Consider the following 22,055-nt stretch of genomic DNA (forward strand, 5'->3'; position numbering starts at 1 on the left):
GGAACAGAAACGGACAAATACGTGCTCTTGGCCAACTATTCTCACTGTAGAGACCAATCTTGGCTAGTGCTGATCCTACTTGGCCGGGGTCAGCGGGCTCCCATCCAGGAAATCTCGGGGCATCAGTTCAAAGTGGTGCCAGACCACCGGCTGAGCGGAATAGTCTTCGCTGCGCGGATGATGGGCAAAGCCGAGGCGATACCACACGACCAAATCCGTCTCGACCACTTTTTCGTTATCGAGATAGTTCTGCAGGGCATCGAGCATTTTGCGGGGATCTTTGGTCGTATAGGGATACTCGTCGGGATGGTAAAGTGTGACAAAGAAGTCGCCTTGCAGAGCCGCCAAATTCTGACCGTCGCGGAATGACCCTTTGCTGCCAGGGATCAGATGATACGATCGCGGCCGCCCCATTTTATTGAGCGACTTGGTATTGATCACACGCCACGACCGAAAGGTCGTATCGTTGGAGAATCGATAGCCTTCGGCGAACCCGCGTTGCCAGGTCGGCGCGGCCATTAGCGGATTTTCGGTGTCCGGTTGGTAGTTGAACTCTTCGATAACATTGTTCTCTGCTCCATCGATGTCGAAGTCGATGCGAAAATAAAAGTTATGGATATGGGATGGTGCAAAGACGGGTTCTTCTTCATCAAAGCCCACGTAGACGCCGCGGCCTGTATCTTGACCCACGCCCAGATGTTGCAGACCGCCGGTCGCGCCAACTTCGCCGAATAACATGCCGTCGGACTGGAGCTTCCAGCGCAAGATGTATGTGTAACCATCTTTGGGGCCGGGAAAATGCACCATGCACCACAAAACCAGCATCTTGCCCGTGGCTCGGCCCTGCGTACCAGCATACATCAACCCCAACGACTCTTCGTGAATCATCACATCAGCGGTCTTATCCTTGGAACGCTCACCGCCGCGATTGAAGGCTCGACATTGACCGCTACCGGGCACACAATCGCGTCCCACCTCCAAGGGCATCGGATTAGCATGAAAACCACCCAGTGCAAAGTCTTGCGGCCTTGGCCAACCCGGTGCGTAAGGTACGTAGATTTCGGCCAGCCCGATCGACTTGAGTACTTTGCGATCGCGAAAGTAAACGTCAGTTAAGATCAGCCCTTCGATATCGCGGAACTGCCAACGAAATTTCCAACCTTCCCATTCAACTAACTGACCTGCCAGATAATCAGGCGGATCTTGTAAAGGCGCGGTTGGCTTGTCGCTAGTTTTCTCTACCGGGGCCGCAGGAATCGGATCAGCTTGTTGCGCCATTGAGTTGGAGATACACGACAGCCAGAAGATAAACAGCAGCAGCCAGTGTTGTCGGTACAACATAGATCAACCTCGGTAGGTATGGCATCGAGTTAACCACGTCGACGCGTCCATATGCTTGAACTTGTAGTTTAACACGCCAGCATGCGTCATGGCGGAAAGAACCGGCTAACGATTCTAGGTAGCCACCACTGCCAAGCGGTGGATGCGTTGCCTGCCCAGTCCACCGTCTGGCGACGGTGGCTACGGCGCATGCTTGATATTGTCCGCCGCATAGTGTTCAATCCAGGGGCTCCCCCAGAACCTTTCACACTATTTTCACGAGCAGACTTACTATGAAAGTTGGCGTCTTTACGGTTATTTTGCGATCGATGCCGCTAGATCAAGCCCTGGATTATCTGGCAGGCTTAGGCGTACAAACAGTCGAAATCGGAGCGGGTGCCTATCCGGGTGTCGATCATTGCGACGTGGAAGGATTGCTGGCCAGCGACGCCAAAGCCAAAGAGTTTTTGAACAAGATCGAATCGCGTGGTCTGAAGATCTCGTGTTTGTCCGTACACGGCAATCCAATTCACCCCAACGCCCAACTAGCCGCTGAGCACCATGCGGCGTTCGAGCGCTGTGTGCGCTTGGCGAGCAAGTTAGGTGTGGAAGTCGTGGCCACCTTCAGCGGTTGCCCAGGTGGCGCGCCCGGTGACCGTCAGCCCAACTGGGTAACTTGTCCATGGCCACCTGAGTATCTAGAGATTCTCGACTACCAGTGGAAAGATGTCGTCATTCCCTACTGGGTCAAAACGACTGAGTTTGCGAGGCGCGAAGGCATTCGCCAAATTGCTCTCGAGATGCATCCTGGTTTTGTCGTGTATAACCCCGAGACACTACTAAAACTGCGAGCCGCCGCCGGTCCGGAAATCGGGGCTAACTTTGATCCGTCGCACTTGATTTGGCAAGGCATCGACCCGTGCGCCGCCGTACGAGCTCTGCAAGGCGCGATCTACCATGTGCATGCCAAGGATACTTCGATTCAGAAGTGGAACTCGCTCACCAACGGCGTGCTCGACACCAAACATTACGGCGATGAACTGAATCGTTCATGGCTCTTCCGCACCGTGGGTTATGGCAGCCCGCGACAGTTCTGGTGTGACTTCGTTTCAACATTGCGCATGATCGGCTACGATCACGCTCTCTCGATCGAACACGAAGACAGCCTCATGACCGCCCGCGAAGGGCTGGAAAAAGCCATCAGCTTCTTGCAGTCAATCGTCCTGCAAGAACCCAAAGGCACCGTCGACTGGGCTTAACTTGATGCGCCATGCGTCAAGCATTGCGGTATCCGTAGCGGAATGCGTCAAGCATTTCGAAGTTCGTAGCGGAATGCGTCAAGCATTTCGAAGTTCGTAGCGGAATGCGTCAAGCATTTTGGTGTTCGTAACGCGCTCAAGACGAAAGCCTTGACGGCTTCCGCTACGACAAGTCCGCTAACGATAAGTCCGCTACGAAGATTCCTACATCACCGGCGGGACGCGGAAGCACTCGTCGTCGTGCTGCGGAGAATTGGCCAGTGCGGCAGCCCGATCCAAGCCGGGCTGCACAAGGTCGGCGCGCAAGACCGAGTGCACGTCCATGGCATGAGCTAGCGGTTCAACACCTTCGGTATTGACAGCGCCTAACTGCTCGACCAAATCGACGATGCGGCTCAGCTGTCCAGCAAACATCGCCAGCTCTTCGGCTGACAAGTCCAACTTGGCCAGCTTGGCTACTTTGCGTACGTCGTCGGTCGAGATACTCACAGTTGTACCTGCTGAATTCCAAATGCAGACTGAGCCAATATCAGATTGACCCGCAGGCGTTACTTGGCAACTGTTGGCAGTTGGAATGGTTTCTGTTTGACAACCTTCCGCACGACTCCGCAACGAATGCACTGGGTGCAAACCTTCAGGGTCTTGTGTTGTCCACTAGGCAGTTCGACTTTAATCGTCTGCAAATTGGGCTGAAACTTACGGCGCGTGATACCAGTTACCTTGGTACCTACACCGCCCAAATACTTGGCTTTACCACGTGTTTCGATGGAATTTCCAACCGTGGCGGTTTTACCGCAGACTTCGCAATGGCGGGCCATTTACGTTGCTCCCAAACTCATCTATCCGAAAATGAACATCGATGGCCAAGCAAAAATCGCCACCCGAAAGGGCCAAAGTATACCCAAACCACGCGATCCCGCAACGCCAAATGCTGCGTTTACTCCCTGGATATACCATCTGTTTTCGCGATTTTTTTCTCCACCGGCCGCCCGCTCTACAACCCCACCACCAGGGTAACGCATGTCCCTGTATTCGTAGACTCGATTTGCAAATCGAGGCCGGCCTCACGCGCCCGTTGCCGCATGCTCTTCAGCCCGAAATGTCCGGGGAACTCAGCCTGAGGATCAAAGCCAATCCCGTTGTCTTGAACCACCACGCGCAGCGCGTCTGCGTTGCGGTACATGGTGACGGTCACCAGTGCTGCCTGGCTATGACGCACCGCGTTCTGAGCCGCTTGTTGAACGATCCGGACAATCGACCAGGCTTTCGGCGGCGGCAACTCCGGCCAGTCCGCCGTCGGTCGACGGAATTCGATCTGCGGCTGACCCTCTCGAATCTTTCGCGACAGAATCTCGCAGGTCGCCGCCAGCGAACTGACCACGTCGGCCTCTTGGCCATCCTCCAGACCTTCGATGAATCGAATCAAGTGCCGCCCTTCTTCGGTGGCTTGATTTAGAAAGGCCAGAACTTGCGAAAGGTCTTGCTGGACATCGCCCGAGGAGCGCTGTTCATTCAAAGCGGCCACCAGGCCAGCCACGTGCATGCGGGCTCCAATAACCCACTGCATCAAACCATCATGCAATTCATAAGCGATCCAGCGTGGTTCGGTCATTGTGATCCATTCGACAACTGAACAGCGGCCAAGGCTCGCAGCTCGTTACAGATCGAGCGCGTCTAAATCGTCTACCAACTTATCAAGAGCCGACCACTCTGACTGCTCAGGTTCGTCCCTGGCCGCCTGAACCACAAACCCAGGGCTGAGCGCTGGCTTGTTAAGTTCTGACCTCGGCGGCTGGTCATCGCCGGCAACATTGGCCAGCGGAACGGAGTTGTCGCGTTTCCCATTGCCCGCAGCCGGTGACTGCTTGCTCGTAATCGGCAGCGTGCCGCCTAATTGAATTGAAACCAGTTGAGCTGCTTGAGAATTGACCAGTTCTTGGCATTGATCCAACAAAACCGGTACGCGTGTGTGCGCGGTCAAGCGAAAATAGAAGATGCGTCGTTGGTTCCCAGCCGTGGCCGCGACCCGCCGCAATTCATTCACCGGCAGACCACAATCAACAAAATGTCCCGACTGTCCTAACCGCGTCCAGGCCTCAGTCGCAGCCCCCAGCTCCAGATAACTCGCCAAGATCACATCGCGTGTCAGCCCTTGCAAACACAAGTAATCGGTACTGCCCAACTCCATCGAACCAATATCGCCAACCAGGTTGGCATCCAGTCGCGGAACCAGCAAGGCTCCCGCCACCAGGTTTTCGATCAAGTCCACAGCGGAGGCATCGCGCCGAGAAGGTTGCGAAACAATCAGAGGTAAACGTGCCGCCATAGGTTTCTTTAAGCTTCTGGATGTAGCTGAACTGCGCCGGCCCTCATGATACTAGCCCACCCCCTGCCCGACCAGCACTCGGTCTCCTTTCGCTCCGCGAAAGGCCTTAGTCTCCTTTCGCTCCGCGAAAGGCAGGCTGGTATCCTTTCGCGGAGCGAAAGGAGACACTTTAGTGCCGACGAATGGGACACTTCGGCAAAGAATCCAAGAAAATCTGACCATACGCTTTCGTAACCACACGCGAGTCGAGGATGACTACGATCCCGGAATCGGTGGCCGTGCGAATCAGTCGCCCGAATCCTTGACGCAGCTTGATGACTGCTTCTGGAATCTGATAGTCGCGAAAGGGATTGCCACCAGCCGCCCGGATCGCTTCAAGTCGAGCCTCCAGCAGTGGATGATCGGGTACGCTAAAGGGCAGCTTGGTAATGATCACGTTGCGCAGCGCATCGCCCGGCACATCGACTCCCTGCCAAAAACTATCGGTACCAAACAAAGCCGAACGCGGAGTGCGTCGGAATTGATCGAGCAGCTGCGTTCGTGGCAAGCCTTCCGCTTGACTGAAGAGCGCCAACTGCTGCTGGGCAAACCAGCCGCCGAGTTGCGTGGCCATTTTGCGCAGCAGATGATGACTGGTGAAGAGCACAAACGCATGACCATCGGTGCGGCCTACGTAATGCTTGATCAACTCTGGTAACGCTTGTTCGAACTTGGCTGGTTCTGACGATGGATCGGGAGCCCGCGGCAAGACGATGATTTCAGCTTGCTGCTCGTAGTTGAAGGGACTACCCAGCTGAATCGTCCGCGCTCCGCTGGCCCCCACGCGAGCTTGAAAGAATTGAAAATTCTTGGCGCTCGATTGATCGGCATTCGCTCGCCCACCCGAACTCTTGGTTGCCGGGCGCGCCGGTGTGGGGCTGGGCGCGTCGCCCCCGACGGCAATGGTAGCGCTGGCCATAATGACACTCGGCACATTCTGAAACAGCATCTCACGCAAGTAGGTGCTGATATCGATCGGGGACGCATGCAGCTCAATCCGTAGATCCCCGCGCCGCGTCACCGCCCGCTGAGCCCAATAGACCAGCCCCTCATCGGCGAAATCAAACCAGCTGTGCAGCGAATCAGCCAAGCCTTTCAAGCGCTTGGCCAGACCAGTCAGTTCAGTCTTACGCGACACCTCCTCAGATAACTCAGCAATGCCCTCCAGCTGCTTGCCCAATTCCGCCAGCATCGTCGAAACATGATTGGGAATGGTTAGTTTGCTGCGTACTCGCAAGGTCTTGACGTTTTTGTCTGTACCCAGCCACACATCAACATCGTAAACCAACTGATCCATGGCGCGATGGATGCGCTGCACTTTGTCTTGCAGGGCTTTTAATTCCAGGACCACCAGCAGCCCGCGACCGGTGTGCGGATTAAAGAGCTTGTTCAGCGTGTAATCAACCTGGCCATTGGTGACGACCATGCCCAAGTAATCGCTGGCCACGCTTTCAATTGTATGACATTCATCCAGAATGGCCGCATCGTAGTCGGGCAACAACCCAAACCCGGTGCCATTCCGCATCGCCAGGTCGCTAAAGAAGAGCGCATGATTGACGACCATGATATGCGCACTCCAGACTCGATTACGAGCCTGATAGTAGAAACACTTGCCATGCGTCGGGCACTTGCGCCCCAAACAGTTATCAGCGTTGCTGGAAAGTTCATCCCACAACCCGGATGTCGGTCGAAACGGCAGCGAACTGAGCGATCCATCGCTGGTCGATTCGATCCAAGAGCCGATCTGCCTGAGCTGTTGATGTTCCAGATCGTCAAACAACGCACTGGCGCGCAGTCGAGCCAAATCGTGACGCCGACGGCTGAGGTAGTTACCGCGGCCTTTGACTAGAATCGAAATGAATTCGCGGGGAATCACGCTGTTGAGCAGCGGCAAGTCTTTGGCGATCAGTTGCTCTTGCAGGGCAATCGTATGCGTACTGACCACGATGCGATGACTGCTCTTCTCTTGGCCATCGGCAGGTGGAGCCGCATCCTCGGCCTGGTCAGCCGTGGCGTGTAGAATCGCTGGAACCAGGTAAGCGAAACTTTTGCCTACCCCAGTTCCGGCTTCAGCAATCAAGTGCTTTTTATCGCGGATGGCCTTGGCTACGGCGTGCGCCATCGCCAACTGTTCGGGTCGGTTCTCGTAATTCCCCAGCCGCCTGGCTACGTTGCCGCCGGGGCCAAGAATCGAATCCACATCCATCGTTAATCATGTCCGCTTAAACATTTTGTCCAGTTGCTCACGCGAGAAAAACAGGGCAGTTGGTCGACCATGCGGACAATGATGTGTGTCTTGATAGTGATAACGCTGCTCGAGTAACGATGTAATCTCTTCAGGCGATAACTTATCACCCGCTTTGATCGCCGCTTTGCAAGCGATCATGTTCAACAGGTCATCCAGCAAATCGCGAGCGCTGGGTTCTTTGCCACCTTCCATCAACGGTTGCAAGACTTGGCGCAGCATATCCGCCGGACGCATATTGGCCAACATCGCTGGATAAGATGTCATCAACACGGTATCGCCACCAAAAGGTTCGACATTGATACCAATCTTGGCTAGCAGTTCGCGCGAGTCCAACGCTGCCGCCGCTTCGGCCGGTGTTAAATCCAACGGCTCGGGCACCAGCAACTGCTGACTTTCCAAGGCGCCTTCATCCAATTTCATCCGCAACTGTTGATACAGAATGCGTTCATGCAGCGCATGTTGATCAACAACCACCATGCCCTGTTCGTCTTGCGTTATCAAGTAACGATTATGAATCTGAAAGCCCAAGTGACTACTGCCGCTGCGCACATCGAGGTGAGCAGGATCGATGCGCTGATCGACCGCTGGCATACCGGCCGGCCCTATCGAATTCGGAAAGTGCGCTTCGCTGGCGCCTCCCAACGCAGGCATGTCGCTCGAAGTAAATGCGGACGCGGGAAACTGAACCTGGTTAGGGTTAGCCAGCGCAGTTGATCCGGACCCTGGTTCGAATCCAGCATGCGGTGACAGCGGCGAAGCCAGGCTGGGGAACGGACGAAACTCGGGCGGAGTCGCCGTCAGTGGCAAACGTTGAGTCGTCAAGGTCGGCTGTCCAGCGCCCATGCCTATGCCAGTACGATTATCAGTACCAATACCGACACCACCACCCGGTGCGGTCATGCGTTCTGCATGCGCTTCCCAACGAGCATCATCGCGTGAGGGCGGCGGCCCATACGATGCATCGAACGATCCGGCAGCCGAGGCAGTGCCCAGCGCTGACTGCGTATTCATCTGCGCGCGCTCGATGTCAGCACCTCGAACGCGAGCCGTCAGATCTGTCGACAAGAATCGATGTCGCAACGTTTGCAACAGCTGCGAATAGATCTTGCCACCTTCTTGAAAACGCACTTCCAACTTAGTGGGATGCACATTCACATCGACCAGCTGAGCCGGCATTTCCAGATGCAGAAAACAGACCGGGAAGCGGCCGACCATCAAAAGACCACGATAGGCTTCTCCCAGGGCATGTTGTAGCGAACGATCGCGTATGTGGCGACCGTTTAGAAAGAGATACTGCATGCGATTGTTGCTGCGGCTAACGGCCGGGTCGGTCGCAAAGCCGTGCAAGCGAATCTCTTCATGTTGGCTTTCAACCGAGATCAAAGCGTCGGCGATCTCGTGCCCGAAGAATTTGCCGATACGCTCGACCATGTTGTGCGTGCTGGGCAAATCGAACATCTGCCGCGTGCCGCTTTGCAACGTCATATGCACTTGTGGAAACGCCAAGGCGATGCGCGTGAAGGCCTCGACCACGTGACTGGCTTCGGTCTGCGCGGCCCGCAAGAACTTGCGGCGCACGGGAGTATTGAAGAACAAGTGTCGCACTTCGATCACTGTGCCTACAGCTGCCGCCGCAGGTGCTACCGGCTCGGCCTGGCCACCGCGCACGACTAACTCGGCCCCAGCCTGTTCGCTGGCCACGCGACTGCGCATGGTTAAGTGACTGACTTCGGCGATCGAAGCCAAGGCTTCACCGCGAAAGCCCAGCGAGTGAATATCGAACAAGTCATCGGCCGTTTGCAACTTGCTGGTCGCATGACTGGCAATCGCCAACGGCAATTCCTCGGGCACGATACCACAACCGTTATCGCTGATGCGGATCATATCCAGCCCGCCGCTTTCGATGGCCAGCTCGATACGCGTAGCCCCAGCATCGATGCTATTCTCCAACAACTCCTTGACGACGCTGGCTGGTCGCTCGATGACTTCACCGGCGGCAATCTTGTTGACAATACTGGCGGACAGTTGGCGGATGGTGGGCATGATCTTAATCATCCTCGGATTGCGAGGCCAAATCGGAAGGCGATTCACCTGCGTGATCATCATGTCGATACTTGTCTAGCTTGCGGTACAGCGTACGTGCACCGATAGCTAGAATCTTGGCCGCTTCCTCACGGTTGCCAGCCGTTAACTTCAAAGTCTCTTCGATCGCCCAGCGTTCGATCGACTCCATTGATTGACCTATCAGATGCGAATCGCCTGCCGCCCCTTCAATGTGAGCTGTCGGAGTGGCCGAGGGTCGATCTTGTCCCGCCGAGCGCACCGTCAACTGGGGATCACCGTCTTCCATCAGTTCCGGCGGCAAGTCGTCCAAGTCCAACACGCGATCGGTATCCAGGACAACCATCGTCTCGACAAAGTTACGCAATTGGCGAATGTTGCCGGGCCAGGCATAACCAAAGAACCGCTTGGTTACCGCCGGCGAGAAACTGGCCGGTTGTTTGTTGTGGCGCCGCAAGAAGATCTTTTTGAAGTGATCCATCAGCGGCACAATATCGTCGCGGCGCTCGCGCAGTGGCGGCAAGTGAATCGTGACCACCTTCAAACGATAGAACAAGTCATTGCGAAACTGGCCTAGTTCGACCAGTTGCTCCAGTGGACGATTGGTGGCGCTGAGCAACCGCACATTCACCTTGATGGCTTTGTTATCACCTACACGCGTAATTTTGTGTTCTTCCAGCACGCGCAGCAACTTGATCTGCGTGCTCATTGGCATATCACCCACTTCGTCCAAAAACAACGTCCCGCCGTTGGCGTATTCAAACGCGCCGACGCGATCGCTGACCGCGTCGGTGTACGCGCCTTTGACGTGGCCGAACAGTTCACTTTCAACCAGGTTCTCAGATACTGCCCGAGTATTCAGCGCCTTTATGCGTTTTTGTTTACGCGGGCTATTTTGATGGATGGCTTGGGCAATCATTTCCTTGCCGGTACCGCTTTCGCCCGTAATGAGCACGGTCGCATCGGTAGGCGCGATGCGCTTGATGCGCTCGATGACATCCCGCATGCGATCGCTGGCAAAGATAATGCCTTCGAAACCAAACTTCTCATCCAGTCGCTGACGGAGTTCGAGGTTAGTTTGTTTCAGCTGCACCGCCTCGATGGCTTTGGCCGTGACGGCTCGCAGACGACCGGGCGTAATCGGCTTTTCCAAGAAGTTGAACGCGCCATGCTGCATGGCTTCCACGGCCTTGGGTACCGTCGCGTGGCCAGTGACCATGACGACTTCACAGTCCGGCAGAACAGATCGAGCCGATTGCAGGATCTGCATGCCGTCGATATCGTTCATGACCAAATCGGTAATGATCACATCGAAGGTGTTCTGCTCGATGGCGTCGGTACCCTCTGGACCGCTGGTGGCCACTGTGCAACGATAGCCCACGCGTTCGAGACTTTCCGACATAGCCCGAGCGTGCGCTCGATCGTTATCGACGATCAGCACCGCAAACTCGCGCGGATCAAAACTGGTTTCGACTTCGTGAGGGTAGCTGGTTTCGCTCATAGCAGGCGCACTTCGAAGCTCTAGTGGTACTTTCACCGGTTTCTAGCCTTGTTATAGTAGCCCCTACCAGAGTGCCTGTGCGAGCCGCCTTGACAAACCCGCTGGTTGATGCATGGCTAATTTCACATAGGTTTGGGCTGGAAGCCTATGCCACAAATCAATACGAAAGCGATGAAACAGCATGAGCATGGTGTGTCGAGGCGTCCGCGGGGCGACGACGGTTACTGACAATTCGCGTGAAGCCATCCTGCAGGCCACACGGCAAATGCTGGCTCTGCTCGTGCGACGCAATGAAATGGTCTCGACCGATATCGCCAGCGCGATCTTTACCGTAACCAAAGACATCAACGCCGAATTCCCAGCCCTGGCCGCTCGTCAACTCGGTTGGCTGGAAGTGCCATTGCTGTGCGGCTACGAAATCGAAGTCCCCAACTCGCTAGCCATGTGTGTGCGCGTACTAGTACACTGGAACACCACTAGATCGCAGAGTGAGATTCATCACGTATACATTCACGATGCGGTCCGCTTGCGGCCGGATTTGTCCAAGCTGCCGCCGGTGGACTGGAACGAACTGGAGAGCTGGATATCGGGTCAGATGGGCAAGTCGTAGGTCGTAGAGCGGCTGTCCCCAGCCGCTCGGCACCCGGCAAGTCGCTCTCGTGTAATGTAGAGCCGCTGTCACCAGCCGCTCGGCACCCGGCAAGTCGCTCTCGTGTAATGTAGAGCCGCTGTCACCAGCCGCTCGGCACCCGGCAGGTCGCTTGCTTGTAATGTCGGTCAATCGGTCGGATGATGCTTTGGTTAGAGGGTGCTGAGCAGCTGAGGACAGCTGCTCTACGGTCGGATGATACTTTGGTTAGAGGGTGCTGAGCAGCTGAGGACAGCCGCTCTACGGTCGGATGATGCTTTGGTTAGAGGGTGCTGAGCAGCTGAGGACAGCTACTCTACGGTCATCGAACGAAAGAAGACAATGGAACTGCGCTGGCAACCGAACGTCGATGTCTCTGCTTTGCATGCTGCTTGGGTGCTCGCCAGCGGTCGGTCGCTAATCGATCAAACGTTGCAAGCTGAAATGCAGAGCAGCGCTGATGAACTTGCCAGGTTTGCGCAAACCTGGCAAATTCCGCCCGGCATCTATTGGAGGCAGCTAATTGGACTGGCCGCGGATTTGCCGGTCAACGTTGAGCTGGCTGAGCGAGTTATGAAGCGGCTGGTGGGCGGCGACTTCTCGCCCTCGGCCGTTAGTCGTTTGGCCAACACGATTGCGGAATGCGAAGCCTGTTTGCGCCGACGTTTTCCTAATTTGCTGGAAGAGCTCGCCTTGCGCGTCGCTCCACTGCAATCGGCATGGGAAGCTCGTGGCCCCGGCTTGATTGCCATGATGGCGTCGACCACCGAACCCGATTTCCTGGTTGAGTCGGCTGGTATCTTGCTCGTTCAACCGGTATTTGGTGGTGATGGTCTGGCGCACTTGCATACCAATCGCGTGCACATGGAGGCTATGTTGACGGACGTTGATCCGCAGTTGCCCGAAGTCTTGCGGCTGGCTTGGTTGCTCGGGCAACTGAACCTTGATCGCCCGATTTTTAGTGAGCCAGTGCATGGCCACGTGCTGGGTGAAGTCGCAGAGTTTGCATTGATCCCAGTGGTGCTCGCGGCGGCGGAGCAAGTGCAGTTGGGTGAATTAAATGCGGCGCGATTGGAACTGGCGCTGACTCTATGGGTACGCATGCCAGCTGAGCGGAGCCAGCAGATGGCGGAAATTCTGGCGGTCTGGTGGGAGACATCTACTGAAGGCCAGTGGGATTGGCGAACCCGGCTCTCTGGCTTGGCGCAAATGATGGTTTGAGATTGTCTAGCCTGGCACGAGGATGAAACGAAAAACGGCAGGCGCTCCAGTCGAGCCCTGCCGTCATGAATCGTTTTAAGGCTTGGCCAAGGCTTCGCTTCAGTGTTGCCTTGTCAAGCTATGCTGACTTTTCAGTCAAAGCTTACATGCCGCAACCGCAGCTGCCAGCTGGTGCGCCACAGCTATCGCAGCCGGTGCTGCAGCTGTCGCAAGCTGGTTCGCAGCAAGATGCATGGCGAGCCTTCAGCTTGCCAATGAGGCTACGGAGAATGTGGCGATGACCGCAGCAAGGAGCTGGTTCGCAGCAGCTTGGAGCTGCATCGCAGCATACAGGAGCTGGTTCGCAGCACACAGGTGCTGGAGCGCAAACTGGAGCTGGAGCGCAAGCTGGTTCACAAGCAGGTGCACATGCATCGCAAGCAGGTGCACAGCAGCTGTGACGTGCATGCAACTTGCTCAGCAGGCCGTGCAGACGATGACCGAACTTAGGTCCGCAGCAAGGATCAACAGCGACTTCACAACCACAGCTAGGAGCGACTTCGCATCCGCAGCTAGGAGCGACTTCGCAACCACAGCTAGGAGCTGCGTCACAACAACCACGATGGAACAGACCAGCGTCAGCCGACGAAGCAAACAGCATCGAAGCGGCAACGACAACAGGAGCAAACAGACGAACTAGCATTTTCGATCCTCGTATAGATCTTTGACGGGCTTCACCCCCCGTTGGCTAACGGCCTGTTCGCAGGTCCGGGAACTCGCCAGCTTCGATGAACGCCCACAATGGTTTCTTGCAGACAATTGTTCATCTGATTTCGCGCCATGCAGGCCAGTACCGCACATTTTCGCTGATAAGCAAAGTTTCCCAGGCCACTTACACAAGCTGTAACGATTGCGCGTAGCCAAAGCCGCATTCCCCGTCGCCGAAGTCGCCAGACTTTGGATCTCATTCAACGCAGAGACGCAGAGGATCGCCGAGAAGACCAGTTGGTTTTCTCTGCGATCCTCTGCGTCTCCGCGTTATAAATAATGAGAGTTGTCGGCAGATCCAAAGTCTGGCGAGTTCGGCTACATGGGGCGGGCCGGACAGCCGATCCAGGTTTCTTGGTCTGGGACATCGCGCACAACTACGGCTCCGGCGCCGACCGTCGAGCCAACACCGATGCGTTTTTCGGGAATCACGCTCACGCCGACCCCTAAGAAACTACCCTGCCCCACCGTAACGTTGCCAGCCAGATGGCAACCAGGGGCGATGTGCACGTAGTCGCCGATAACGCAGTCGTGATCGACCGAGGCGGCCGTATTGATGATGGCCCCCTGCCCTACTGCAGCGCTGGCACCGACGATTGCGCCAGGCATGATTACCGTGCCTGGCCCGATGGATGCTGAAGGCGAGATCCAAGCTTGGGTGGAAATGACCGTCGCCATTGGAAAGCCGATCGATACTATTTGCTCACACAACTTGGCGCGCAAGCGGTTGCTGCCTACAGCGACCAGTGCCCAGCACTCGCCCTGGCGCAGCTCACGTAGGATCGCCTCCGACTCAATATCCACTGGAACACCCAAGATGTTGGAATGCTCCACGGATTGCGCCAGGCACACAGTAGGCTCGTATTGCCCCTGTGTGCGAGCGGCTTCAATAACCATCTTGGCATGTCCGCCTGCGCCGAGGATAACCAGGCGCCGCGACATATTAAGCGGCCCTCTTGATGCCTGTCGATTGGCGACCACGCATGTGTTGGATCGAGCTAACGACCTGGTTGCATACGTAATCGACATCCGCTTCGGTCAACTTGCCATGCGTCGGCAGATTGACACCGCGCGAGGAACATTGATCGGCAACGGGGAAATGCCCGGCATATTTTTTGTAAGCCGGCATCCAATGAGCTGGGTAGAAGACCGGTCGCGTTTCGATACCGCGCATGGCCAGTTCGTCCATCCATTGGTCGCGATCGACGTCGACGGTGGGTTGCAATACCACGGTGTACATCCAATACGAATGCTCGGCCCAATCAGCCGCGTAGGGCAATTGCAACAGATCTTGATGCGATTCCAAGCGTTGGAAGTACCAACGCGAAACCTGGCGGCGACGCTCGAGATGTTCTTCGATGCGTTCCATTTGAGCCACGCCAATCGCCGCAGCCACATTGGTCATTCGATAATTGAAGCCAATTTCGGGATGCCAGTAACGACGATGGGGATCCACGCCTTGACCACGCAGGAAGCGCATATATTTGCCCAGTTCGGCATCGTTGGTCACGATCGCTCCACCTTCGCCCGTGGTGATCAGCTTGTTACCAAAGAAGCTAAACGTTGAACAGCGCGCCAGCGAACCAACCGGGCTACCCTTGTAGCGAGCTCCTAAGGCTTCAGCTGAATCTTCGACTACCGTCAAGCCATGTCGCTCGGCGATATCCAAGATAGGATCAATGTCGACCGGATGACCGTACAGAGGCACGGTCATGATCGCTTTGGTCCGCGGAGTAATCGCGCGTTCGATCTTGCGAACATCGACATTAAAGTAGTTGGGTTCGCTATCGACAAACACTGGCGTGGCGTTGCAGTAACGCACGCAGTTGGCGGTAGCGACATATGTCAGTGTCGGCAAAATTACTTCATCGCCCTCGCCGATACCACATGCGACTAAGGCCAAGTGTAAAGCAGTGGTACCGTTATTGGTCACCACTGCATCTTCCACCTGGCAATACTCAGCCAACATCTGTTCGAACTGTTCGATGTATTTGCCTCGAGATGAAATCCAAGTCTCCTGGATACAATCCATGACGTACTTGGCTTCATGCCCATCCAACACCGGTTCGGCCACACGAATTTGGGGTTGTGTCATTCCGAGCATCCTTTCTGAACTGACGCGCGGACACTGTACAAAGCCCGCCCCCTCCAAGGCAAGAGGTTTTTTGAAAAAGTCGCTCGGCTCCCATTGGCTTTCCATCGCTTGGGGTGGCACTGGCTATGCGCAGCATTGCCAGTGCCACCCTAGGGACTTGCCTACGCTCCAATTGGCGTTGTCCAACCAAAACTGGGCTTAAGCCACGGCACTATCTCCGGGAAACCGAGTGCCGTAGAATCAATGGGTACGGCGTCGAAGGCCACCATGCCCAATTCTACTTGACCCACGAGGAGTCTCATCCCATGGCTACGATCGTTGAATCTGTTCGTAAACCCAAAGTTCGTCACACGCAGTGTTTCATCGATGGCAAATGGCAAGACGCGGCCAGCGGCAAGACCTTTGCCACAGTCGACCCCTCAACTGAAGAGACAATTGCCGAAGTGGCCGAAGGTGATGCGGCGGATGTCGATCGCGCGGCCAAAGCGGCCCGCAAAGCCTTTGAGACTGGACCATGGAGCCAGATGGATGCGCGCGATCGCGGCCGATTGATGTACCGCCTGGCCGATTTGATCGAAGAAGAGATCGATGAACTGGCTGCCTTGGAAAGTCTCGACAATGGCAAACCAGTGAAGGACGCGCGGGCAGCTGACTTGCCGCTGGTGATCGATTGCCTGCGATATTACGCCGGCTTTGCTGACAAGATTCAAGGTGCGACGCTGCCGATCCGCGGCAACTACTTCTCGTACACACGCCGCGAACCGGTCGGAGTTGCCGGTCAAATCATTCCTTGGAATTTTCCAATGCTGATGGTCGCTTGGAAATGGGGACCTGCCCTGGCAGCGGGCTGCACGATCGTGATGAAACCAGCCGAACAAACGCCGCTGACTTGTTTGCGGATGGCTCAATTGGCTCAAGAAGCCGGCATTCCTGATGGCGTCATTAACGTCGTGCCGGGTTACGGACCGACCGCTGGCGCGGCCGTGGTCAAACATCCGCTAATCGATAAAGTGGCGTTCACCGGCGAACATCGCACCGCGCAAATTATCATGCGCGATGCGTCTGAGTCCCTGAAACGCTTAACCTTCGAACTGGGTGGCAAGAGCCCCAATGTGATTATGCCCGATGCCGACTTGGATAAAGCTGCGGCCGGTACCAACTTTGGTTTGTTCTTCAATCAAGGCCAGTGCTGCTGTGCCGGTAGCCGCGTGTATGTTCACGAAAGCGTGCACGATGAATTTGTGGACAAGCTGACCACGTTGGCCGCTGGTCGCCGACTCGGCAACCCCTTGTCGCAGGATACGGACCAAGGCCCGCAAGTCGATCAGGCGCAGTTCGACAAGATCATGTCGTATATCGAGAAGGGCAACCAAGAGGGCGCTCAGTGCCGCACCGGCGGAGCTCGAAGTGGTGATCGCGGGTACTTTGTGCAGCCGACCATCTTTAGCCATGTGACAGACAACATGTCGATCGCGCGGGAAGAAATTTTCGGACCCGTCATGAGCGTACTGAAGTTCAGCGACTGGGACGAACTGATCACCCGCGCGAACGATACCTTCTATGGTTTGGCCGCAGCCATTTGGACGCGCGACGTCTCGAAGGCGCATGAGTTCGCCCGGCGCGTTCGCGCCGGCACGATTTGGGTAAACTGCTACGATGTCTTCGACGCCGCCGCACCCTTTGGCGGCTTCAAGATGTCCGGCCAAGGACGCGAACTGGGCGAAGAAGGCTTGAAGGCTTACACGGAATCCAAGACCGTGACGATCGCCCTGTAATCGCTCCACTCGTAGCCACCGCTGCCAAGCGGTGGATCCACCGTCTGGCGACGGTGGCTACCAAGCCACAGTAGATACTATGCGTGCGAAGCTGGGGCTGGCGGTAGGCTGGGCAAGGCCACCGCCGGTCCGTCTGTGGCTGGGTCGATATCATCCAAGTCGGTGCTATCGACACTGCGACGCACGATCAAGTAAATCGCGGCCGTGGCGCTCCAGAAGTAACTGAACCAGTAGGCGCCGATAAACCACCACGTTACAGCTGCGCCGTAGACAATCCAGGTTAACAGGCGTGAGGCTTTCAAATTCTCCGGATCGCTGGGCCCGGTGAATAGCTCTCCCACGGTCAGTCCTGCACCGGAGAGAAAAGCATCGCGCATCCAGTGCCAACCAGCCAGTAGCCACCAATAAACAATTTGGTAACCGACCCAACCAATGCCGTACAGTGCCAGTGCGCAGAGCACCACAATCACTGGGCGTTGGAAGAAGTAGTTGTTCGAGCGGCTGAACCCTTCGAAGGCATCCGCATTGCGCTCGCAACCAATCGCGGCTACAGCCAGTGGGAAGCAGACGAACATGCTCAGCACCATCCGCCCTACGGCAAACACCAGTGGCCACATCAGCAACAACACCACGCCCATCACATGGGCCAGGGGTCCCAGCCGAGCCAACCAGCCAAACAAATAAGGCAATATCAACAGCGCAGCCAACGTAACCAGGTGCATACCGGTTACCCAGAGATAGCTGGGCAAACGAAATGTCACCAACTTGATCGTTTCACCCCAAGGCGCGATCGTCCGCTGCCCCAGTTCGATCGCCGCGCGACGCGTAAGAATGCCACCGAACCATCCCAGTATGAGCGTTAGCCACAGGGCACAGAAAGTCAGGTAGGCCAACTCGCGCAATCCCAAGTCCATAAATAATTGGCTTTGACCGCTCTCGATGGGCGCAAAGCGAACATTGTTCAGCGAGCGGATGTACCAGTTCTCGTACTCAGGGCGAAAGCGCGGCGCGAACAACCAATCGGCAAACCGAATGCCTTGCCACATGCATAAGACGCCGATAGCGCTGGTCACCAGAGCGGTGATGCGCATGGCTGGATGCAGCGCGCGTGTAATTGGATACCACCACCACAGCGATCGGCCCCAGTCGATTTCGGATTTGGGGACGTATCGATCCTCGAACGGTACTTCTTCCATGGTGCTGGTCTCTCTCGCTGGGGGTGCAGTGCTCAGGTGTTTAAGCGTCGTGCCAACCAGGTGGCAAGCGGACTGGTCGTCGCTCCGGTTCCTCTAAGTATTCCGACCCGCTGGTTTTTTTACCTGCCGACGTCCCTGTTTTTGAGGGGGATTCGGTGGAGTTCGGTTTGACGCTCGAGGCTTCGCTGGCTTCTTCATCATCGGTGGAAGCGGCTGGCACAGCATGTTCTTCATCCAACCAGCGGCCCAAATCGACCAAGCGGCAGCGATCGCTGCAGAAGGGTAGGTGTTTGGCGGACGATATCGGTGTCAGTCGGCCACAAGTCGGGCATGGCAATTGTTGAGCTGTCATGTCACACCTGGGAATGTGGGCTGCTAAGCTAATGCTGCTGTAGATTTTACCAGATTGCCATTTCTGTATAAGTAGGCCAGGGATACCCCAATCGATGAACACAGCGGCCGACCAGCCACAGGACTGGCCTAACCACGCGCCCCCTGACACACCTCCGGATCCAGCGCAACATCCGACGCGGTTGTTGCGCGGATTGTCGTTGGTGGATACGACTGCGCTGGTGATCGGCACCGTGATCGGCACCGGAGTATTTCTGAAAGCCGCCACGATGGCGCAGACGGTTGGTTCACCAACACTGGTCCTGCTAGCGTGGATCGCCGCGGGACTACTCTCCTTGGCCGGAGCGTTGACCTATGCGGAGTTGGGCGCCATGTTACCCGAAGCTGGCGGTGAGTATGTGTACTTGCGCAAGAGCTACGGCCAGGCCGTAGCGTTCTTGTTCGGATGGCAGCGGTTCATCGTGGCCGGCAGCGCCTCGATCGCCACCCTGGGCACAGGCCTGGCCATCTTTCTGTCCACGTTTTTACCGCTGGACGCCGTATGGTTATCGCGTGACTTCACGCTATTGGGCCAAACGATCCACTGGCAATTTGGAGCCAAGCAAGTTGTAGCAGTGACCGTCATCTTCCTGATGAGCGCAGTAAACTGTTTGACCATTCTGGTAGGTGGCAAAGTCCAACTGATTCTGACGATCTTGAAGTGCGGTGGAGTGGCCTTTGTCATCCTGGGCGTGTTCTTCGCCTCGAAGTCAGCCAGTTGGACACACCTGGCTACGCCTGCAGCCACACCGGAGTGGTGCGGACTGTCGCTCTTTGGTACCGCCATGTTGGCTGCGCTGTGGGGTTACGATGGCTGGAACAACATGCCGATGGCTGCGGGCGAAGTTCGTCATCCAGGGCGCAACATTCCACTGGCTTTAATCTTTGGCATGGTCATCGTCATGGCCATCTATTGCCTGGCCAATCTCAGTTACTTCTACGCGTTGCCATTTGACGAAGTAGTTTCCAGTAACTCGACCAAATATCGCGACGCCATGCCCGTGGCCAGCAAAGCAGCTGGCTCGTTCTTGGGAGGCTACGGTGCCAAATTCATATCCGTCGTATTTGTGATTTCTGCTCTGGGAGCGCTGAACGGCTCGATACTGTCCAATGCCCGCGTGCCTTTTGCCATGGCTCGCGATGGACTATTCTTTCCGGCCTTTGCCAAGCTAAATACGACGACACGCGTGCCCGTGTTCTGTTTGCTGGTGCAAGCCTTTTGGGCCAGCGTGCTGGCGCTCTCGGGCACATTCGATCAATTGACCGACTGCCTGCTGTTTGCCTCATGGATCTTCTACGGCCTGGTGACTTCATCAGTGTTCGTATTGCGTTATCGAATGCCCCGGGCCGACCGCCCTTATCGCACGTTTGGTTATCCGGTCGTGCCACTAGTGTTTGTCTTGGTCGCGCTGTGGCTGGTGATTAACACCTTCTTTACCAAACGCGTCGAATCGGTTGTCGGATTGGGATTGATGGCAGCTGGCATTCCGCTCTACCTGGGCTTCAGAAATCGCAAGTAGCGGAATGCGTCAAGCATTTCGTTCGTATGAGTCCGTAACAAAATGCGTCCAGCATTTCGATGCGATTCAGAACTGCACCACGGGATCCGACTCTCGCTCGCTGCCCCACACTGTTACTTGCGGAAAAGCCAAAGCTAACCGCGTGGCCAGTTGATCCATGGCGAATTTCTCACTGGCAAAGTGACCGATCATCAGCAGTCCGATTCCCAACGCTTGCGCTTCCAAGCAGGTATGAAAGGTGGCTTCACCGGTGACCAGCAGATCACATTTCTTGGCGGCGGCCTTGGCCACGAAAGATCCTCCGCTTCCACATCCTAAAGCGATGCGTTGGATAGGGCGCGTGACCTCGACGGCTCGCGGTCGACAGTGAGGCACAGTTTGAATCAGCTTCTCGACGATACGCATCATTTCAGTGGGTCGCGACAGCGTACCGATTCGACCTGCACCTAGTTCCGGATATTGTTCATTGGGCAGGAGTGGTTCGATATCGTGCAGAGAGATCTTGCGAGCCAATTGCGCGTTGATGCCGTCGGGCGCCGAATCCCAGGCGGTGTGTGGACTGTATATGCCGATACCGTGACTGGCTAGTTGCCACAGCAGACCACCAGCGTAGGTATCGGTGGTGATAGTCGCCAAGGGTTTGAAGGGCAGCGGATGATGGCTGATCACCAACTTCGCATGACGCTCGACGGCTTCGCACACGCTGGTGGGCGTCAATGTCAAGCAAGTCATCAGCTGATTGACTTGACTATTCCGGTCGCCCATCAGCAGACCCGTATTGTCCCAAGACTCGCTGAGTGCAGGCGGCGCGATTTGCTCCATCACTCCGACAAGTTCGCCGATCGTGGGCACGGGCAGTTGGTTTTCCGAGGACGACAAGCTAGTGAACCTCAAGCGACAGAAGTAGGCAGGTGCGGCGAATCAAGGCCGCACACTATCCTGTGCCACCCAGGAGCCAATAGCAATAGGATATGTAGCGGAACGCGTCAAGCGTCTCGAACTCGTAGCGGAACGCGTCAAGCGTTTCGTATCCGTAGCGGAACGCGTCAAGCGTTTCGTGAATTCCACAAAACGCAAGCCTTGACGCCGTCCGCTACGGATGGTCGATTTACTCGGGTAGATGCCTGGGGAAAGGCAGTGGCTCGCCTGGAGGCAGTGGACCTTCGTTGGTCTCCAGCCATTGCAAACGTTCTTCTTCGGTCGCATAGAATCGCAACCAGGTATCGGTGTCGCTGTCGTCCAAGCAGCGCCATGACAGTCGATTGCCAGGCAGGTCGACCTTCTTTTCCCAACTCGGCAAGATGTCCCGATAGATCAAGGTGTACAGCTGGCGATCTGTGAGATGCTCGGTGTCTTGCAATACGATGCGACACGAAAACAAACGATCGATAGTGTCATACAGCAGTGTACTTAGCACGTCGTCGTCCAGCTTGTCAGGTGATGGAATGGTAAGTGCCGGTTCGAACCAACGACTAATTGGCAGGGCCGGCGCACGCTCCCAAGCCAACATCGATTCGAGGAATTCATTTTCCTCCGCCAACGTCATGCAGCGGGACTGCACGATGTCGACCGATTCATCGACATAGGGTTCCAGTTCATCACGCAACCGGGCATTGCGCAATAGCAGATCGATTTGTTCTTCAGCAGCGGGGAAAGGCAGATTACTCATGACGATTCCTGATGGTCTAACCTCCGTACGAGCAAACGCTCAGTGGCGCTCACACGTACG

The 22,055-nt window shown here is 56.1% G+C and carries 19 protein-coding genes; 5 read left to right on the forward strand and 14 right to left on the reverse strand.

Going from position 1 to position 22,055, the window contains the following annotated elements; genetic code table 11:
- Positions 1-75: 75 nt before the first annotated feature.
- Positions 76-1,341: a copper amine oxidase gene (locus SH573x_RS16975; RefSeq protein WP_479348820.1), complete on the reverse strand. Its 1,266-nt coding sequence runs from the start codon at positions 1,339-1,341 to the stop codon at positions 76-78.
- 272 nt (positions 1,342-1,613) lie between these two features.
- On the opposite strand from SH573x_RS16975, the gene SH573x_RS16980 reads away from it, so the two are divergent.
- The gene (locus tag SH573x_RS16980) at positions 1,614-2,579 is read left to right on the forward strand and encodes a sugar phosphate isomerase/epimerase family protein (RefSeq protein ID WP_479348821.1); all 966 of its coding nucleotides are present in this window, start codon (positions 1,614-1,616) and stop codon (positions 2,577-2,579) included.
- A 204-nt stretch (positions 2,580-2,783) separates the two neighbouring features.
- Here the strand turns inward: SH573x_RS16980 and gatC are convergent, their stop codons facing one another.
- The 7 genes from gatC to SH573x_RS17015 form a co-directional block, all read right to left on the reverse strand.
- Entirely contained in the window at positions 2,784-3,068 is a 285-nt protein-coding gene (gatC, locus tag SH573x_RS16985) for an Asp-tRNA(Asn)/Glu-tRNA(Gln) amidotransferase subunit GatC (RefSeq protein ID WP_479348823.1), read from the reverse strand.
- Positions 3,069-3,127: 59 nt separating this feature from the next.
- Positions 3,128-3,397, reverse strand: coding sequence for a 50S ribosomal protein L28 (gene rpmB / locus SH573x_RS16990; protein ID WP_479348824.1), 270 nt, complete (start codon positions 3,395-3,397; stop codon positions 3,128-3,130).
- A gap of 176 nt (positions 3,398-3,573) precedes the next feature.
- Entirely contained in the window at positions 3,574-4,191 is a 618-nt protein-coding gene (locus tag SH573x_RS16995) for a sensor histidine kinase (RefSeq protein ID WP_479348826.1), read from the reverse strand.
- Between the two features lie 45 nt (positions 4,192-4,236).
- A complete protein-coding gene (locus SH573x_RS17000) occupies positions 4,237-4,905 on the reverse strand; it encodes a hypothetical protein (RefSeq protein ID WP_479348827.1) in 669 nt (222 codons plus the stop codon).
- 169 nt (positions 4,906-5,074) lie between these two features.
- Entirely contained in the window at positions 5,075-7,150 is a 2,076-nt protein-coding gene (locus SH573x_RS17005; protein WP_479348828.1) for an ATP-dependent DNA helicase, read from the reverse strand.
- Positions 7,151-7,156: 6 nt separating this feature from the next.
- Positions 7,157-9,235, reverse strand: coding sequence for a DNA mismatch repair endonuclease MutL (mutL, locus tag SH573x_RS17010; protein ID WP_479348829.1), 2,079 nt, complete (start codon positions 9,233-9,235; stop codon positions 7,157-7,159).
- A 4-nt stretch (positions 9,236-9,239) separates the two neighbouring features.
- Positions 9,240-10,754 carry a sigma-54-dependent transcriptional regulator gene (locus tag SH573x_RS17015; protein WP_479348830.1) on the reverse strand — a complete coding sequence of 505 codons (1,515 nt, stop codon included), beginning with the start codon at positions 10,752-10,754 and terminating at the stop codon, positions 9,240-9,242.
- Between the two features lie 181 nt (positions 10,755-10,935).
- Between SH573x_RS17015 and aroH the strand changes: the two genes are divergently transcribed.
- Together aroH and SH573x_RS17025 are read left to right on the forward strand one after the other, a co-directional pair.
- On the forward strand, positions 10,936-11,364 hold the full coding sequence (gene aroH / locus SH573x_RS17020) for a chorismate mutase (protein WP_479348831.1): 429 nt from the start codon (positions 10,936-10,938) through the stop codon (positions 11,362-11,364).
- A gap of 360 nt (positions 11,365-11,724) precedes the next feature.
- On the forward strand, positions 11,725-12,603 hold the full coding sequence (locus SH573x_RS17025; RefSeq protein WP_479348832.1) for a hypothetical protein: 879 nt from the start codon (positions 11,725-11,727) through the stop codon (positions 12,601-12,603).
- 1,065 nt (positions 12,604-13,668) lie between these two features.
- Here SH573x_RS17025 and SH573x_RS17030 read toward each other — a convergent pair.
- Both SH573x_RS17030 and SH573x_RS17035 read right to left on the reverse strand, forming a co-directional pair.
- Positions 13,669-14,292: an acetyltransferase gene (locus SH573x_RS17030; protein WP_479348833.1), complete on the reverse strand. Its 624-nt coding sequence runs from the start codon at positions 14,290-14,292 to the stop codon at positions 13,669-13,671.
- Position 14,293: 1 nt separating this feature from the next.
- Positions 14,294-15,445, reverse strand: coding sequence for a DegT/DnrJ/EryC1/StrS family aminotransferase (locus SH573x_RS17035; RefSeq protein ID WP_479348834.1), 1,152 nt, complete (start codon positions 15,443-15,445; stop codon positions 14,294-14,296).
- Positions 15,446-15,750: 305 nt separating this feature from the next.
- Between SH573x_RS17035 and SH573x_RS17040 the strand changes: the two genes are divergently transcribed.
- Positions 15,751-17,220: an aldehyde dehydrogenase family protein gene (locus SH573x_RS17040; RefSeq protein WP_479348835.1), complete on the forward strand. Its 1,470-nt coding sequence runs from the start codon at positions 15,751-15,753 to the stop codon at positions 17,218-17,220.
- A gap of 77 nt (positions 17,221-17,297) precedes the next feature.
- Here the strand turns inward: SH573x_RS17040 and SH573x_RS17045 are convergent, their stop codons facing one another.
- Both SH573x_RS17045 and SH573x_RS17050 read right to left on the reverse strand, forming a co-directional pair.
- A complete protein-coding gene (locus tag SH573x_RS17045; RefSeq protein WP_479348837.1) occupies positions 17,298-18,416 on the reverse strand; it encodes a hypothetical protein in 1,119 nt (372 codons plus the stop codon).
- Positions 18,417-18,456: 40 nt separating this feature from the next.
- Positions 18,457-18,768 (reverse strand): DNA gyrase inhibitor YacG, encoded by a 312-nt coding sequence (locus SH573x_RS17050; RefSeq protein ID WP_479348838.1) that lies wholly within the window; start codon positions 18,766-18,768, stop codon positions 18,457-18,459.
- Between the two features lie 94 nt (positions 18,769-18,862).
- On the opposite strand from SH573x_RS17050, the gene SH573x_RS17055 reads away from it, so the two are divergent.
- A complete protein-coding gene (locus SH573x_RS17055) occupies positions 18,863-20,326 on the forward strand; it encodes an APC family permease (protein WP_479348839.1) in 1,464 nt (487 codons plus the stop codon).
- A gap of 66 nt (positions 20,327-20,392) precedes the next feature.
- Here SH573x_RS17055 and SH573x_RS17060 read toward each other — a convergent pair whose 3' ends face one another.
- A complete protein-coding gene (locus tag SH573x_RS17060; protein WP_479348841.1) occupies positions 20,393-21,205 on the reverse strand; it encodes a Nif3-like dinuclear metal center hexameric protein in 813 nt (270 codons plus the stop codon).
- Between the two features lie 229 nt (positions 21,206-21,434).
- Positions 21,435-21,995, reverse strand: a complete 561-nt coding sequence (locus SH573x_RS17065; protein WP_479348842.1) for a hypothetical protein — start codon at positions 21,993-21,995, stop codon at positions 21,435-21,437.
- Between the last annotated feature and the right edge of the window lie 60 nt (positions 21,996-22,055).

It is taken from the genome of Rania fehmarnensis (assembly GCF_056494185.1).